At 41.0% G+C, this 17,246-nt stretch carries 15 protein-coding genes; 9 read left to right on the top strand and 6 right to left on the bottom strand.

All coding sequences use genetic code 11. The features are described 5' to 3' along the window. Window positions 1–29: 29 nt before the first annotated feature. The 9 genes from RIN70_RS10055 to RIN70_RS10015 all read left to right on the top strand — a co-directional run bounded on the left by RIN70_RS10055 (window position 30) and on the right by RIN70_RS10015 (window position 9,267). Window positions 30–1,289: a S41 family peptidase gene (locus tag RIN70_RS10055; RefSeq protein ID WP_201087707.1), complete on the top strand. Its 1,260-nt coding sequence runs from the start codon at window positions 30–32 to the stop codon at window positions 1,287–1,289. A 169-nt stretch (window positions 1,290–1,458) separates the two neighbouring features. After that, window positions 1,459–1,587 (top strand): teichoic acid D-Ala incorporation-associated protein DltX, encoded by a 129-nt coding sequence (locus RIN70_RS10050; RefSeq protein WP_003002102.1) that lies wholly within the window; start codon window positions 1,459–1,461, stop codon window positions 1,585–1,587. A gap of 18 nt (window positions 1,588–1,605) precedes the next feature. Then, window positions 1,606–3,156: a D-alanine--poly(phosphoribitol) ligase subunit DltA gene (gene dltA / locus RIN70_RS10045; protein ID WP_049506230.1), complete on the top strand. Its 1,551-nt coding sequence runs from the start codon at window positions 1,606–1,608 to the stop codon at window positions 3,154–3,156. Continuing rightward, the gene (gene dltB, locus RIN70_RS10040; protein WP_151191114.1) at window positions 3,153–4,406 is read left to right on the top strand and encodes a D-alanyl-lipoteichoic acid biosynthesis protein DltB; all 1,254 of its coding nucleotides are present in this window, start codon (window positions 3,153–3,155) and stop codon (window positions 4,404–4,406) included. The genes dltA and dltB overlap by 4 nt, the downstream gene beginning before the upstream one ends. Window positions 4,407–4,421: 15 nt before the next feature. Continuing rightward, on the top strand, window positions 4,422–4,661 hold the full coding sequence (gene dltC / locus RIN70_RS10035) for a D-alanine--poly(phosphoribitol) ligase subunit DltC (protein WP_003002265.1): 240 nt from the start codon (window positions 4,422–4,424) through the stop codon (window positions 4,659–4,661). Continuing rightward, complete coding sequence (gene dltD, locus RIN70_RS10030; protein WP_155125181.1) at window positions 4,654–5,922, top strand: D-alanyl-lipoteichoic acid biosynthesis protein DltD; 1,269 nt, start codon at window positions 4,654–4,656, stop codon at window positions 5,920–5,922. Before dltC ends, dltD begins: the two co-directional genes overlap by 8 nt. Before the next feature lie 251 nt (window positions 5,923–6,173). After that, window positions 6,174–6,398 carry a hypothetical protein gene (locus RIN70_RS10025; protein WP_021154124.1) on the top strand — a complete coding sequence of 75 codons (225 nt, stop codon included), beginning with the start codon at window positions 6,174–6,176 and terminating at the stop codon, window positions 6,396–6,398. 97 nt (window positions 6,399–6,495) lie between these two features. Then, complete coding sequence (gene aspS, locus RIN70_RS10020; protein WP_155125182.1) at window positions 6,496–8,250, top strand: aspartate--tRNA ligase; 1,755 nt, start codon at window positions 6,496–6,498, stop codon at window positions 8,248–8,250. Window positions 8,251–8,325: 75 nt separating this feature from the next. Further along, window positions 8,326–9,267, top strand: a complete 942-nt coding sequence (locus RIN70_RS10015; protein WP_155125183.1) for a YitT family protein — start codon at window positions 8,326–8,328, stop codon at window positions 9,265–9,267. A gap of 35 nt (window positions 9,268–9,302) precedes the next feature. Here the strand turns inward: RIN70_RS10015 and pulA are convergent, their stop codons facing one another. The 6 genes from pulA to RIN70_RS09985 all read right to left on the bottom strand — a co-directional run bounded on the left by pulA (window position 9,303) and on the right by RIN70_RS09985 (window position 16,857). Beyond that, on the bottom strand, window positions 9,303–11,369 hold the full coding sequence (pulA, locus tag RIN70_RS10010) for a type I pullulanase (RefSeq protein WP_155125184.1): 2,067 nt from the start codon (window positions 11,367–11,369) through the stop codon (window positions 9,303–9,305). A gap of 8 nt (window positions 11,370–11,377) precedes the next feature. Continuing rightward, window positions 11,378–12,361: a LacI family DNA-binding transcriptional regulator gene (locus RIN70_RS10005; RefSeq protein ID WP_070664978.1), complete on the bottom strand. Its 984-nt coding sequence runs from the start codon at window positions 12,359–12,361 to the stop codon at window positions 11,378–11,380. Window positions 12,362–12,372: 11 nt separating this feature from the next. Further along, window positions 12,373–13,185, bottom strand: a complete 813-nt coding sequence (locus tag RIN70_RS10000; protein WP_070664980.1) for a DUF1189 family protein — start codon at window positions 13,183–13,185, stop codon at window positions 12,373–12,375. A gap of 143 nt (window positions 13,186–13,328) precedes the next feature. After that, window positions 13,329–14,171 (bottom strand): sugar ABC transporter permease, encoded by an 843-nt coding sequence (locus RIN70_RS09995; protein WP_021154117.1) that lies wholly within the window; start codon window positions 14,169–14,171, stop codon window positions 13,329–13,331. Between the two features lies 1 nt (window position 14,172). Continuing rightward, on the bottom strand, window positions 14,173–15,468 hold the full coding sequence (locus RIN70_RS09990; RefSeq protein ID WP_031574712.1) for a carbohydrate ABC transporter permease: 1,296 nt from the start codon (window positions 15,466–15,468) through the stop codon (window positions 14,173–14,175). Between the two features lie 132 nt (window positions 15,469–15,600). Then, on the bottom strand, window positions 15,601–16,857 hold the full coding sequence (locus tag RIN70_RS09985) for an extracellular solute-binding protein (protein WP_272144790.1): 1,257 nt from the start codon (window positions 16,855–16,857) through the stop codon (window positions 15,601–15,603). Window positions 16,858–17,246: the final 389 nt, after the last annotated feature.

Raw genomic sequence — 17,246 nt, 5'->3', positions numbered from 1 at the left:
CTGTTTCTAAAAAATGGAAGGAATCCTTTATGAAAAAGACTGCTATTTTTGAAGATGTCGTCTCCATTATGACCCATGATTCATCGACCATCAAGGATAGAAAAGGATGCGATCCAGAGCCTTTTCGAGAAAACATTACAGATGATATGACAGATGATGCCTTTCTCTATCAAGTGAAGACTTACCTAGCTAGTTTTGGGGTGATCGGGCATGTTTCCTTTCGAGATAAAAAGGCCAGTCAAAAAGGGTTTCTTTTGAGAATAAATGGACAGAAACTGTATGTTGAGGAAGCTAATGAAGATACGGGTCTTCAAGTAGGAGATCAAATCCTAGCTCTGGATGGAAGTGACTTGGATCAGATAGCTTCTCTTCATAAAGACTATTTTATCAGCAAGACCCCAGAAAGACATTATAGAGAATGGGCAGATTTGGTCTCTCAGTCAACGAGTGTCACCCTGCTTCGAGAAGGGATAGAAAAGACCATTAAAGTAGTACCCAGTCGAGAACCGATCCAGGATCAGATTTTTTGGAAACGATTAGACGATGAGATTCTTTATCTTCGTCTGGATAACTTTATGGATGAAGGATCTTTGGGTCGTTTATACCAAGAGTGTTTACCGATGATGACGGAAGTCAAGTTTTTTATCATTGATGTCCGACGCAACAGTGGAGGGACGGATTCTCTATATCTTCCTCTGTTACATCTAGGCTTAGAGAAGGATCAGGGCTATGATTCGCTTGACTGGGATGATGATGGCATGGAAATTCTCTACACAGAGCGCAATGTTGACCTGCGCTTGAAAGACTTTGAGGACTGGATGCAACAGGAAGAAATTAGCCCTGAAACAGTTAAGCTGCTTGAAGATATGAAAGAGAATTTGATACACTATCGGGGAAAAGGTTATGTACCGTATCAGCAAGAAAGCGAGGAATTCTTCCCAGAAGTTAGAGGTGGCCACTATCCTGAACGGATCTTTATCTTATCAGATATTTATTGCGGTTCTTCTGGCGATAACTTTGTTCAGATGATGAAGCAGTTTAAGAAGGTAACGGTGGTGGGTCGACCAACTCTAGGAATTTTAGACTACTCTAATTGTTGTACCGTTGATTATGGCGATTATCAATTGATGTTTCCTACTTCTCGTTGTCTATGCGTAGATCAAGGGAAAGGAATGACGGATCAAGGTGTGGAGCCCGATATAGAGATTCCTTGGACACCTAGCCATTTCGAGAGAGATGTGGATCTGGACAAGTGTCTAGAGTTGATTCATCAGGGTACTGTGAAATAGAATAGGATTTCAACCAGAAAACTGATTAAAGAAAAATGCTTTCGTTAAACGGCTTGAATGATCTGAAATGATAACGTTTTCTACGACATTCTCACTATGTTTAAAATTGCTTACTTGGTATAAAAAATGGTAAAATAGTGAATAACAATCAAAATGAAGAGTGAAACTTATGAAACATAAAACACTTTATAAATTTATCGGGCAGACGGTCTTGTATTTCGCCATTTTTCTAGCCCTACTTTATTTCTTTAGTTACCTTGGTCAAGGTCAGGGTGGCTTTATCTACAACGAATTTTAGAAAAGGAGACTCCTAGCCGTGTCAAACCAACCAATTACTGATATGATCGAGACAATTGAACGTTATGCGCAACTACAACCAGACTATCCGGTTTACAATGTCCTTGGTGAGGAACATACCTATGGCCAATTGAAGGCTGATTCAGATAGCTTGGCTGCCCACATCGACCAAATGGGACTTCCTGAAAAGTCACCTGTAGTGGTCTTTGGTGGACAAGAATATGAAATGTTAGCAACCTTTGTGGCCTTGACAAAATCTGGCCATGCCTATATCCCGATTGATAGCCACTCTGCCTTGGAGCGCGTGTCTGCCATTGTTGAAGTAGCAGAGCCAAGCTTGATTATTGCCATCAATGAATTTCCATTGGAAAACCCAGCTGCTCCAATCATGTCCTTGGAGCAAGTGCGTGAAGCTTACGCAGCTCAGCATGCCTATGACTTGCAACATCCGGTCAAAGGGGATGATAACTACTACATCATCTTTACCTCAGGGACAACTGGGAAACCAAAAGGGGTGCAAATTTCGCACGATAACTTGCTCAGTTTTACCAACTGGATGATCACAGACAAGGAATTTGCAACGCCAGAGCGTCCGCAAATGTTGGCACAACCGCCCTATTCCTTTGACTTGTCTGTTATGTACTGGGCACCGACCTTAGCTCTTGGAGGAACGCTTTTTGCTCTTCCATCAGCCATTACTCAAGACTTCAAACAACTCTTTGCGACGATCTTTTCTCTTCCGATTGCTATCTGGACTTCAACACCATCTTTTGCAGATATGGCCATGTTGTCTGAAGATTTCAATGCTGAAAAGATGCCAGGAATCACCCATTTCTACTTTGATGGAGAAGAGTTGACCGTTAAAACCGCTCAAAAATTGCGCGAGCGTTTCCCAAATGCGCGTATCATCAATGCTTACGGGCCAACAGAAGCAACTGTAGCTCTTTCGGCTGTAGCCGTAACAGATCAGATGTTGGCTACTTTGAAACGTCTACCAATTGGTTATACCAAAGAAGATTCTCCAACCTTCATTATTGATGAGGCAGGAAACAAATTGCCAAATGGTGAGCAAGGGGAGATCATCGTATCTGGCCCAGCCGTTTCAAAAGGTTATATGAATAATCCAGAGAAAACAGCAGAAGCCTTCTTCGAATTTGAAGGTCTTCCAGCCTACCATACGGGAGATGTCGGAACCATGACGGATGAAGGTCTCCTTCTCTATGGTGGTCGGATGGACTTCCAAATCAAGTTTAACGGTTATCGTATCGAGCTAGAGGATGTCTCTCAAAACTTGAATAAATCGAAGTATATTGACTCAGCAGTCGCAGTACCGCGTTATAATAAAGATCACAAGGTCCAAAATCTCTTGGCCTATGTCATCTTAAAAGAGGGCGTCAAAGAACAATTTGAGCGCGAAATTGATATCACGAAAGCCATTAAGGAAGATTTAGAAAACATCATGATGTCTTATATGATGCCTTCAAAATTCCTCTATCGTGACAGCCTGCCATTAACACCAAACGGGAAAATCGACATCAAAGGGTTGATTAGCGAGGTTAACAACCGATGATCGAGTTTTTGAAACAGCTCCCTCATTTAGAACACTATGGAACACCGATCTATTTTATCTACCTCATTCTAGCTTTTTTGCCGATCTTTGTGGGCCTCTTTTTCAAAAAGAGATTTCCGATTTATGAAGGACTGGTGAGTCTGATCTTTATCATTTTGATGCTGACAGGTTCGAATCTCAAGCAAATTTATGCCCTGCTCTTTTACGTAGTCTGGCAAATCTTGATTGTGTATTCCTACAAGATCTATCGTCAGAAAGCGGACAACAAGTGGATTTTCTATCTTCATTCCTTCTTGTCTGTCTTGCCCCTGATCTTTGTTAAGGTAGAGCCAGCGATCAAGAATGGGCACCAATCCTTGTTTGGATTTTTAGGGATTTCGTATTTAACCTTCCGAGCTGTCGGAATGATCATCGAAATGCGAGATGGTGTCTTGAAAGAATTCACACTTTGGGAATTCTTACGCTTTATGCTCTTTATGCCGACCTTCTCAAGTGGGCCGATTGATCGTTTCAAACGTTTTAATGAGGATTATAACGCTATTCCTGAGCGTGAAGAATTATTGGATATGTTGGAGCAAGCTGTTAAGTATATCATGTATGGCTTCCTTTATAAATTTATCCTAGCTCATATTTTTGGCCACTTATTGTTAGGTCATGTGCAGACCTATGCCTTGTCTCAAGGTGGATTCTTTAACCTTGGAACGCTGGGGGTCATGTATGTATATGGCTTTGACCTCTTCTTTGACTTCGCGGGCTATTCGATGTTTGCTTTAGCAGCTTCCAATCTGATGGGGATTAAAAGTCCCATCAACTTTGATCGTCCCTTTAAATCACGTGACTTAAAGGAATTCTGGAATCGTTGGCATATGAGTTTGTCTTTCTGGTTCCGTGATTTTGTCTTTATGCGTCTCGTGATGGTATTGATGCGCAATAAAGTATTCAAGAGCCGAATTACCACCTCAAATGTTGCCTATATTATCAATATGTTGGTTATGGGCTTCTGGCACGGGGTGACCTGGTACTACATCGCTTATGGGCTCTTCCATGGGCTTGGACTGGTCATCAATGATGCTTGGATTCGTAAGAAAAAGACCATCAATAAAGAAAGAAAAGCAAAAGGATTGGATCCTATACCGGACAATCGTTGGACCAAGGCTTTGGGGATCTTTATCACCTTTAACACAGTGATGCTGTCCTTCCTGATTTTCTCAGGATTCTTGGATCAACAATGGTTTCCAAAATTGAAATAAAAGGAGAATAGAAAAATGGATGTAAAATCACAAGTAATTGAAATTATTGACGAATTGTTTATGGAAGATGTCTCAGACATGATGGATGAGGATCTCTTTGATGCGGGTGTCCTTGATAGTATGGGAACAGTCGAATTGATTGTGGAATTGGAAAATCGCTTTGGCATCCGTGTTCCTGTATCTGAATTTGGACGCGATGATTGGAATACTGCTAACAAGATCGTAGAAGGTGTAACGGAGCTTCAGAATGCTTAAGCGTTTATGGCTGATTTTAGGGCCCGTATTTTGCGCGCTCCTCATGGTAACAGCTTTATTATTCTTTTATCCAATCAATCATAAGCACAACTATACCGAAGAGAAAAAAGCTGCGGTTAGTCTGAATGCAGAAGGATTCAAGAGTCGTACAAAGAAACAAGAAGCACTTTCTGATCCAAAGCATCGCTTTGTCCCTTATTTCGGCTCCAGTGAATGGTTGCGTTTTGATGTGGTGCATCCAGCGGTTTTGGCTGAGAAATATGACCGCAATTACAGACCCTACTTTTTAGGAGAACGTGGTGCGGCTTCTTTGAACCAATATTTTGGAATGCAACAGATTTTGCCAGAACTCAAGGACAATACAGCTGTTTATGTAGTTTCTCCGCAATGGTTCACTAAGAAGGGATACGATTCCTCTGCTTTTCAACAATTCTTTAATAGCGATCAGTTGAATAGCTTTATTGCCAATCACCAACAGGATGCTGCATCCCAGTATGCTGCAAAGCGTCTGTTACAACAGTATCCAAATGTCGCCTTTCAAAGTGTTGTAACGAAAATTTCTCAAGGAAAGAAAATTTCCAGATTTGATCAGTCTTTGAACCAGTTTGTTTCCCACCTCGTCCAACGCGAAGATGCTTTTTTTAGTAATCTTGCAACGCGTACAAACGGGAATTACGATAAGAAGGTCAAAAAACGTCTACAAGATTTACCAGATCAATTCTCATATGAGAAATTGGAAGAAATTGCAACGGCTGAAGCAAAAGTCAAGACTAATAACAACGACCTTGGAATCAGCAATCATTTTTACAATACTCGTTTAAAAATGAAGTTGAAGAAACTAAAAGGTTTCCAAAAAAACGAATCCTATGTTCAATCTCCTGAGTACAATGACTTGCAATTGGTTCTAGACCAGTTTGCTAAATCTCGGACCAATGTTATCTTTGTCATTCCTCCAGTTAATGCCAAATGGATGAAATACACAGGCTTGAGCCAAGAAAAGTATGAACAGGCTGTTCAAAAGATTCGTTACCAATTGGAAAGTCAAGGATTCACCTATATTGCAGACTTTTCTAAAGATGGTGATCAGCCTTACTTTATGGAAGATACGATTCATATGGGATGGAATGGTTGGCTAGCCTTTGATAAAGCGGTCAATCCCTTTGTCACAAAGGCTGAAAAAGCACCAACTTACCATCTAAATGATCGCTTCTTCAGTAAAGACTGGGCTCAATATAAAGGGACACCAGACGAATTTAAATAATGCTTGATCAAAGGGGGCAGGATCAAATCCTGGCTCCTTGATTTGTGAGGAAAGTGACGAGAAAGTCACAAACGAGCAAGAGAGTTATCCACAGGCTGTGGGAAACTTCCTTGTAAATGGATGAAAACAAGTCCTGGTGCTGATGACACTTCCTCTTTTGAGGGAGCAAAAGGTGAAAGTTATCCACATTTTTGTGGATAAGTGATAAAAAACAGTGGATAAGTCAGCTGGTTTGTGAAAAGGAGAATAGTGTGAAAAAAATTTGGTTTTACGCAATCGTTCAGGGAATTGTGATCTTTTTTATTGTGGGTGGCATGACCTATGTACTTAGGGGAGATTTCTTTTTCCGCTACCTATCCCCTATTTTTGGACTAGCAGCAGCTGTCTTGCGATTTGGGACGGCGACTTTAATGAAGGTGCTAGCACCCACTCTCTACGATGATCCCAAAAAGAAAGAAGAGAGCCACGATAACTAAAGAAGTTGGTGACTGAAAAAGTTGAGCTAAAGGCCACTTTCTGCTGGTCTTTATGGTAAAATAGAAGGAAGAATATTAGTTTGGAGATTAATTAGAAATGAAACGTTCAATGTATGCTGGACGTGTTCGTGAAGAACACATTGGAACTCGTATTACCTTGAAAGGATGGGTTAGCCGTCGTCGTGACTTGGGTGGTTTGATCTTTATCGATCTACGCGACCGCGAAGGAATCATGCAATTGGTGATCAATCCAGAAACAGTTAGTGCAGAAGTAATGGCTACAGCTGAAAGCATCCGTAGTGAATATGTTGTAGAAGTGACAGGTCTTGTAGAAGCTCGTGAACAAGCTAATCCAAACTTGCCTACAGGAGCAGTAGAACTCAAAGTGGAAGCTATTACGGTTCTCAATACTGCAAAAACTACACCATTTGAAATCAAGGACGGAATTGAAGCCAATGATGATACCCGTCTTCGTTACCGCTACTTAGACCTTCGTCGTCCTGAGATGTTGGAAAACCTCAAACTCCGTGCAAAAGTAACCCATTCAATCCGCAATTACTTGGATGAATTAGAATTTATTGATGTGGAAACACCGTTTCTTTCTAAGTCAACTCCAGAAGGAGCACGTGACTACTTGGTTCCTTCCCGTGTCAATAAGGGTCATTTCTATGCCCTTCCTCAAAGTCCTCAAATTACAAAACAATTGTTGATGAATGCTGGATTTGATCGCTATTATCAAATCGTGAAGTGTTTCCGTGATGAGGATTTACGGGGAGACCGTCAACCTGAGTTTACACAAGTCGACTTGGAAACTTCTTTCTTGAGTGATCAAGAAATCCAGGATATCACAGAAGGCTTGATTTCACGTGTCATGAAAGAAACCAAGGGAATTGAAGTAACACTCCCATTCCCACGGATGAATTATGATGATGCCATGGCCTTGTATGGTTCAGATAAACCAGATACACGTTTTGAAATGTTGCTCCAAGACTTGACAGAACTTGTCAAGGGTGTAGATTTCAAAGTCTTCTCAGAAGCTCCGGCAGTTAAGGCGATTGTCGTCAAAGGTGCAGCGGATCATTACTCTCGTAAAGATATCGATAAATTGACAGAAGTTGCGAAGCAATACGGTGCAAAAGGTCTTGCTTGGGTGAAATATGCTGAGGGTACTTTGAACGGTCCTGTTGCGAAGTTCTTGACAGACTTGACAAGTGACTTGACAGCTGCTTTACAGTTAGAAGACAAAGATCTAGTTCTCTTTGTAGCAGATACTCTTGAAGTAGCCAATGCAACGCTTGGTGCTTTGCGTGTTCGTCTTGCGAAAGAGCTTGACTTGATTGACAACAATCAATACAACTTCCTTTGGGTAGTGGATTGGCCAATGTTTGAATGGTCTGAAGAAGAAGGCCGTTATATGTCTGCTCACCATCCATTTACACTCCCACAAGCTAAAACAGAGCATGAATTGGAAGGAGATCTTTCAAAAGTTCGAGCAATTGCCTATGATATCGTCTTAAATGGCTATGAATTAGGTGGAGGAAGCCTACGGATTAATCATAAAGATTTACAAGAACGGATGTTTAAGGCACTTGGATTTACAAAAGAAGCTGCCAACGAACAATTTGGTTTCTTGTTGGAAGCAATGGATTATGGTTTCCCACCACATGGAGGATTGGCGATTGGTTTGGACCGCTTCGTGATGCTTCTTGCAGGTGAAGATAATATTCGGGAAGTCATTGCCTTTCCTAAGAATAACAAGGCGACAGATCCAATGACACAAGCTCCTTCTGTCGTTTCTGAGAAACAATTGGATGAGTTAAACCTTCAAGTAGAAGTGGCAGAGCAAGAATAGGACAAGAGAGAAAAAGGAAAGTCTAGGAATTAGTTGCTTTAAGATTCTCCTTTTCTTCTAATCGATGGATTGAAAATGAAAAAAACTCGCTTTCATAAGCTATTTCGCTATCATGTGTGGCGACTAGCTTATAACATTAAATTATTGCGCGTGCTGAAGAGCATCTCCCGTGAGAAATACGATGAAAAAGTGTCAGCTTCCTTGCTGTATGGATTTCTATCAGCAATTGCTGTCAACTTCTTCTTTCAACCGGGCCATGTATACTCCAGTGGTGCAACAGGTCTAGCTCAGATTTTATCTGTTCTGAGCCAACGCTTTATTGGCTTTACGATTCCCGTTTCCTTAACCTTTTATGCCATCAATATCCCTTTGATGATTGTGGCTTGGTATCAAATTGGCCATAAATTTACCATCTTTACCTTTATTACGGTTTCGATGAGTTCCCTCTTTATTCAGTTCGTGCCAGTGATTACGTTGACCAACGATCCGATCATGAATGCCTTGTTTGGTGGGGTTGTCATGGGAACAGGGATTGGTTTTGCTCTTCGGAATAATATTTCCAGTGGGGGAACGGATATTGTCAGTTTGACGATTCGAAAACGGACAGGAAAGAATGTCGGCAGTATCTCCTTTTTGGTCAATGGGACCATTATGTTGATTGCTGGTCTGACTTTTGGTTGGAAGTATGCCCTTTACTCTATGATTACCATCTTTGTATCGAGTCGAGTAACGGATGCTGTCTTTACCAAGCAAAAACGGATGCAGGCAATGATCGTAACGAGCCAGCCAGATGCCATTATTGAAAAGATTCATAAAAAATTGCATCGTGGAGCGACCATTATCCACAATGCAGAAGGAACCTATAACCATCAGGAAAAAGCGGTTCTGCTGACAGTTATTACGCGTGCAGAGTTTAATGAATTCAAATATATTATGAAAAAAGCTGATCCTCAGGCTTTTATCACCATTTCAGATAACGTTCATATCATTGGACGCTTTGTGGAAACAGAAGAATAAAAATAAGGTCCCACATTGTGGTGACCTTATTTTGTTTATTCAGCTTCTCGGAGAAGGAGCCAACTATGGGCGGAAATAGAAAGTTCCTTTCCTTTAGGAATAGGTGTTTGGAGATTTGCATGAGGATAGGCAAATAGCAGTTGACTATCGCTCGGATGTTGATAGGTCATGTCCTGATCACCGATATTAACGAGAATCGTTATTTTTTCACGATTTTTTTCAATCGTGTAGATAAAATGATAATCAGACAACCATTTGACGTCACAGTAATCTCGAATCTCTTGTCCTTTTTTCAAACGAAGGAGAGGTTGCGATTTCCGGTAAGCAATCAATTCTTTAAGAAAAGCAAGTTCTTCTTGGCATTTTGAAAGGGATGTCCAGTCCAATTGGTTGAGACTATCTGGCAAGTTATAGGTGTTTTCTTCGAGCCCTTTTGTGCGGTAACGTTCTTGACCAGCATGGATAAAAGGTACACCTTGGGATAATAATACCAAATGAAGAGCGAGGCGTGAGAGAGCTTTTCGCTCCTCTAGACGAATCTCTTCTTTTTCAAGTTGGAAATAATCAAAAACAGTTGCATTATCGTGGCATTCGACGTACTGAATGGCTTGTTGAGGTTGGATGAAATGAGCAGGTCCTGCTTTCCCGACATTTGCTGTTAGGATATTAGAAAAATCATTGGCTGGATGTTGACTATCACAACGGTGACCGGCTAAGAGTGTTCTCTTGACCGTATCCCGGAAATTATCACTGAAAAAGCCAAAATCTGGTAATCGTTTTGAGTTGTACTGGTGAGCGAGCTGGTCTTCAGAGAGGCCTGTATCCATCTTCCACCCTTCCCCATAGAGATAGACGTTAGGATAGATTTCACGGAGCTCCTCTGCAATCTCTGTCATGGTTTGAATGTCTAAGATTCCCATCAAGTCAAAGCGAAAACCATCAAAACCGTAGAGGGAAACCCATTGCTTGAGGGATTGCTTGATATAGTGTCTTACCATGGAACGTTCACTTGCGACATCATTCCCACAGAAGGTTCCATTGGTCCGCCCTCCTTCTGCATTATAGCGGTAGAAATAACCGGGTACGATTTGTTCAAATGCATACTCATCGGCCTGGTAGACGTGATTATAGACCACATCCATGATAACACTGAGATTAGATTGGTGATAGGTTGCAATAGCATCTTGGAGCTCCCAAATCCGTGCATAAGGATCGTTGGGGTCACTGGCATAACTACCTTCTGGAACATTGTATTGGACAGGATCATAACCCCAGTTGTAGGCTTTCCATTGATTCTCTTCATCAACACTACCGAAATCATAGACAGGAAGTAACTGTACATGGGTAATGCCAAGTTTTTGAAGGTAATCAAATCCAAGGATTTGACCATTGAGTTGAGGCGATTCTGTCAAGCCTTTAAACTTACCAGGGTGTTTAAAGCCGGCCTCTTTTTGGACAGAGAAGTCCCGAACGCTCATCTCGTAGATGATTGCTTCTGTCGGGTCTAGTTGACGAGCAGCACGTGTGATAGGACGTGTGATCTTCTTGCGGTCGACGACTAAGCTATCTCCAGAGTTTGCTAAAGAGGATAGAGCATAGGGATCGTGGATCCGACGTTCTAGGCCATTGACACGGAACTCATAGTGGTAGGCAGCTCCTTCCCAGTCCCCTTTAAGCAAAAGTTCCCAGACTCCATTTTCTGTACGATGCATTGGATAGACCTGATCTTCGATATGAAGGGTCACATCTTGCGAAATGGGTGCCCAGAATTTAAATTGCGTCTGATTTGGTGTGTAAAAACTTCCTAAATCTTCTCCAGTATAGGTGAAGGTTTGATCGAAAATGGGTTTGCGAACGATGTTTCGATAGTGGAGTATAGAAGAATTTCCAGTAGCATCGTAGATGGTGTACTCTTCTCCGAGTTCAAGTGGAATAGGGCTTAAGAAATAGTCTCCTGTGTCAGTCGCTGCACTTGACGTTTTGACAGGGATTAAGGCAAGATGACCTTGGTTCGTTTTCAAATAAAAAGGAAGGATATGCTCCTCTCCCTTTTGGATACGAATGAGGTCTTGGTCATCTAAATAAGCAGTAAATGTAGACATAAAGACTCCTAAAGTTTCGTAATGGTATGGTCAATCAATTGACGGTAGCAGACGGTTTTTCCTTCTTTGTGATCTTTGATGATTTGAAGGATGGTCCGGACAGATTCACGCCCGAGTTCCACCGCATTGATGTCAATATAGGCTTCAATATCGAGTCGTGGCTTGATCGAATCAAAGGAAATAATCGGGATTGTCAGCTGGTGTTCTAATAGGTATTGGCGCACCCCTTCAGCAACGAGAATATCGGTCGTCATAATCGCATCTAGTTCTGTTAATGGTAGACTCTCCATCATTTGATAAGAATTATCTTCTAACATAAACCCAAATGAAAAATGAACGAGTTTTTCATCGAGAGGAATCCCTGCTTTTTGGAGGGCTTCTTTATAACCTTGGTAGCGGTCTTGAGACACAAACAGCTCTTTGTTTCCCCCGATAAAAGCAATTTTTCGGTAGTTTTGTTGAATAAAATAATCTGTTGCATCAAATGCGGCCTTGATATTGTCATTATCGACTAGCGAAACAAAAGGAGAGACCGCCTTTCCAAGGATGAGGAAGGGAAACTTGTCCTTCAGTGCAAATTCAACGAGGGGATCATTCGGGTTGGAATAAAGGAAAATCAAACCATCTACACGATTTCCGTAGATGAGTTGTTTGAGATTATCGAGCCGCCGTTCTTCATTTTGCCCCGTACAGATTTGGATGGCATAATCATTGTCTGACGCGATCTGGGTAATCCCTCTTAAAACAGTTGGGAAGAAAGGATTCTGGTAGAAGACGTCACTGTCGATTGGTAGGACCAAAGCAATGACTTGACTAGATTGGCTGACAAGGCTGCGAGCATTAAGATTGGGATGGTAGTCCAATTCGACCATGGCCTCACGGACACGTTTTTTTGTTTCATCACTAATCGTGGATTTGTTTTGGATGACGCGCGTGACAGTTGAAGGCGCGACGCCAGCGAGTTTCGCCACATCTTTGATGGTAACACGCATGAGAAAACCTCCTAGCGGTGATAGTCTGGATCACGGAAGTGGGTCTTATAAAATACCATAGCAAGATAGAGTACAAATAAGACATTTTGGATCATGATCGTCGTAGTAAATACTTGATGGAATAGTAAACTGATGAGGACACTTAGTAAAATAGGGAGTCCCAAGCAATTCAGAATACAGTTGAAACATTCCTTGAAAGTTTGTAGTGAAAAGAGTCGAGATTTTCGTGTCAAGTAGAGGAAGAAAGAGGCCCCTAGGATGAGAATCAAATAATTGACTGTCGACAAGAAGCCAGAGAAAATCACGAGAAAGAGACTGACAGGGAGTCGATTGTCGCGGAACCAATCGCTAGAGATAGCTTGAGTGAAGCTTTTTTTATCCCGAAGGCTCTCTTGATTAATAGCCTGGTATGAGACTGTAGCGAGTTCTTTATTCTCTTTTGAGATAATCAATTGTTTGCGATCAAAATGGAGTGTTAACTCCTTGCCTTTACTAGCCTTTGCCTCTTGGCCTAAGATAACCTGTCCTTTTGAAGTCTTGTGTACAGGGTTAGTCCCTGTATAGGTGAGCTCTTGGTCTTTGATCACGACGTGTTCTTGGATATCTTTCATAACGTCTGTTGATAAAGGATCAAACACATCGCTGACAAAGGTTGTCAAAGGATAGGTTTTGAGTTGAGCATTTTGCAGAGCCACAGGTAATAGTGTGATAGAGATTAGAAAGAAAGAAGTAAAAATCATTTGGAACCAGCTCAGTTTTTTGCGGTTTGCAAAAGAAGAGCGGAAATTGAAGATACTTGCGAAATAATTAAAAGGATAGGGCATAAGATGACCTTTCTAAACATAAGAGTATCAGAAATGCAAAGAGAAGTCTCTTTGATTGATTTTATTCTTAACGAAGGGTAGTAAAGAATCCACCATACTACCCTCAACTTAAAAATAAAATGTGCTTGAAATAAGATTCTATTTTATCCTTTATCCCCACCAGCTGTCAAGCCTGAAACAAAGTTCTTTTGTAGGAAGAAGAATAAGATACAGATTGGAACCGCGATCAAAATAGCACCGGCTGCAAAGAAGGCGATTTTTTGATTTTTTTGGTCACTGATAAAGGTTTGAAGACCAACGGCTACCGTATAGTTCACTTCGTCACGAAGCAAGAATTTAGACAAGATATAGTCTCCGAAAGGCCCCATGAAAGCCCAAAGCGCTTGAACGGCAATCATTGGACGAACAAGAGGGAGGACGATTTGCCAGAAGCGACGGAAGTGTCCAGCTCCATCCAATTTCGCAGATTCATCGAGGGAAATTGGAACAGTATCGAAGTATCCCTTCATCAACCAGGCATTCATTGGAATACCACCACCAACATAAAGGAAGATCAAGAACCAAGGTTGGTTCAAGGCATTCAGCATCAAAGCCATAACGAAGAAGGCTGTGAGGGCTGCCATGGTTGGGACCATTTGAATAATCAAGAAGAAGACCAAACTTTGTTTACGCGCCAAGAAATTGTAACGGCTGTATGCGTAACCTGCAAAGGTAACGATACTTGTTTGTACAATCATGGTGATAATGGCGATAACCAAGGTGTTCATATACCAAGTGCCATAATGAGTTTCAGAGAAAAGTTTTGAGAAGTTATCAAAACTAAGATTGCCACTAAAATCAAGTGTAAAGGCACTGACATTCCCTGATTTGAAGGCTGATAGAACCGTAATCAACAATGGATAAATGATAACGATTGAAAGAACTACCATGTACAGGTAAGTCAAGAAATGATTGAGGCGGCGTTTAAATTGAACTGAATTTTTCATTTTATACATCCTCCATATCAAATGCATGTAGTTTCTTGAAGGCAACCATAGAGATTGAGATCACAATCACAGAGATAATCAAGGTTACCGCTGCGGCCATTGAATATTGAGGAGAAGAATTGGTTGTCAACTTGTAGATCCATGAGATCAAGATATCTGTAGATCCGGCGTTTCCTCCGACAGAACCAGGTCCCCCATCGTTAAACAAGTAAATGATGGAGAAGTTATTAAAGTTGAAGGTGTACTGACTGATCAAAGTTGGAGCTGCAACAGCCATAATCATTGGGAAAGTGATGCTGCGGAATTTTTGCCAACCGTTGGCACCATCAATATAAGCAGCTTCGTAAAGATCGTTTGGAATAGATTGAAGAATCCCTAAAGTCAAGACGTAAATGTAAGGGAAGCCGAGCCAACCTTGCATCATAATCAAAGCAATTTTTGTCCAAGTAGGATCTGTTTTCCAAGGAATCAAAATGCCATCTAAGAATGGGAAGATCTTCGCAAACAATGGGATAACTTGTGCATTGATAGCACCGACACTATCGTTAAACATATTTGAGAAAGTTAAGATAGTGATGAAGGCTGGAACAGCCCATGGGAGCAAGAAGATAACCCCAAAGATTCGTTTTCCTTTTACGAATGGTTGGTTTGCAACAATAGCGGTCAAGATACCGAGTACGATTTGAAGAGTAGAAGCTGCGAGTGCCCAAATCAAGGTCCAGCCAAGAACAGATGTAAAGGCTGAGCGGAAGGTACTCAAGGTCCACATATTAGTGAAATTTTGGAACCCGATCCAATCGAGCAAGGTTGTTGGAGCGGTATGTTTGAAGTCGTAGTTGGTAAAGGCGATCATCAAAGTTACTAAAACTGGGAAGATAATCGCAAATGTCATAGCAATGTATGAAGGAATGATCAATAAATATGGGAAGCCATTTTCATAGATGGCTTGAACCATTTCTTTTCCAGTTTTTGGAACAGCGATGCCATTGTTGATACGTTTTGCAACGGTTCCAGCATCCTTAATATTTAAGGCATAAAATAGGAAGTAAACAATGGTAATGATCAAGTGGAAGGCGCCACGAATCAAGATAAAGAGAGAATTATCTTGTCCACGGACGGTTCCAAGTGTAACCAATTTCGCTAATTCTCCAACTCCGATTCCTAGGAAATAGGCGAGAAAGAGAACAGTTACGGCAAGAAAAATATAGCCTTTGGTTTTTTGTTTGTTATAAATTTGTCCAAGACCCGGGATCAAAGAGAGCCACATAGCCTTTTTAGGGTTTTGTTCTGTAGTCATTCAAATCTCCTTATAATGTCCTTGCCAGAGAGCAAGAAGACAAGTTTGACAGTGATCTAGTAGAAGGTTGATAATTGAACATAAGAGGTTGGGACTTTGTCTCCAACCTCTTACTCACACCTAAAAACTGTCTTATTTGCTACCGAATTTTTGTTCGATGGTTTCTTTAATCAATTTCACTGCATCGTCAGCAGATGCTTTTGCAGATTTTTTACCACTTACAGCATCGAAAAGCATAGTAGCAGCTGGATCCCAAACAGCACTCATTTCTGAGATATTTGGCATTGGTTGAGCGTTCTTGAATTGATCAACAACGGCAGTTGTCAATTCATCGTTTTTGCTAACCGCATATTTACGAGCTTCTGTGTTGGCAGGAACTTCATTGGTCTTGTCAAACAAAGCTTTTTGTTGATCAGTGCTTGTCAAGAAGTCAATGAATTTTTGAGCGCCATCAAGGTTTTTCGCACCTGCAGGGATAACCCAAGCTTTACCACCACCAAAGGCAGAATATTGTTTTCCGTTTGGAAGAGTTGGAATAGTTGCGACACCATAGTTTACTTTAGCTTCTTTCAATGAAGCAGCTTTCCAAGGACCATCGATGATAGCAGCTGTTTTACCTTCTTGGAATTGTGTTTGGATGAAGTTAGCAGCACCTTTAGTATCTTGCAAACCTTTTGGCCATTTAGCATACCAAGTTTTCGCATATTCGATACCGTCGATAGAACCTTGGTTGTTCAATCCAATATCTTTAGGATCTGTACCATCTTTACCAAATACATAACCACCATTACCTGAAAGCAAACCGTAAGCATAGTAGAAGTTTGTCCAGTCAGCTAAGAAGGCAGTTGTTTTACCAGGTTCGCTAGCAAAGTCGTATTTGCTATCTTTTGCAAGATTGTCAAGGTCACCAAATGTTTTTGGAGCTTCGCTTACAAGATCTTTATTATAGTAGAGAACCAACGTTTCGATGACAGCAGGTGCACCGTAAACCTTACCACCGTTTGTGACAAGAGCTTCAGTTGTTTTGTCTGTGTGGCTATCTTTGTTCAATGTCACTTCAGCCAATTGACCATCGTTACCAAGACCACCTACACGGTCGTATGGTGCCATCATAACGTCTGGAGCTTTTTTAGATTGGTTATCGAGAGAAAGGTTATCCAATCCACCAAGGGCATCACCAGTTTTGATTTTAACTTTTACGCCATTTTCTTTTTCAAAAGCTTTTGCAGCTTCTTCAACATAAGATTTGTAGCCTTTGTCTACATAGACGTTGATTTCTTTACTTGCCTCAGAAGAACCTGAAGAGCTATTGCTACAAGCAGCAAGTAAGAAGCCGGCAAAACCAACTGTACCAAGTACAGCAGCACTACGTAAAATTGTACGTTTCATGATTTATTCCTCCTAAAGAATAAAAAAAGATAATAATTAGAAACCGTTTTAGACAAACGTTTTCCTAAAACGACTTAAGTATATCACAAGGCGAAAACGTTTGCAAGTGATTTTGAGAAAATTTTTAAAAAATATTTTAATTCTAAACTTTCTTCTATAAAAACCGCTAATTCATTGACATTGCTAATAATAAATACTAAACTAGTGATAAGGGGCTTTTTTAAAAAAGATATAAAGTTTTTTAAGAAACCCCTTGCAGAAAATATGGAAAAAGTTTATAATGACATGGTACGCAAACGTTTTCGCAAAAATTGCGTAAACTGAGTTGCGCCTGTTCGATTTTAACAAAGAGTAGAGCCGCTTGAGAGCTGGATACGACTCTGCAACGA

This window comes from Streptococcus parasanguinis, from assembly GCF_032163505.1.
Classification (GTDB): domain Bacteria; phylum Bacillota; class Bacilli; order Lactobacillales; family Streptococcaceae; genus Streptococcus; species Streptococcus parasanguinis_V.
Note: the sequence above shows the minus strand (reverse complement) of the source record. Positions and strands in the feature narration are given on the sequence as shown.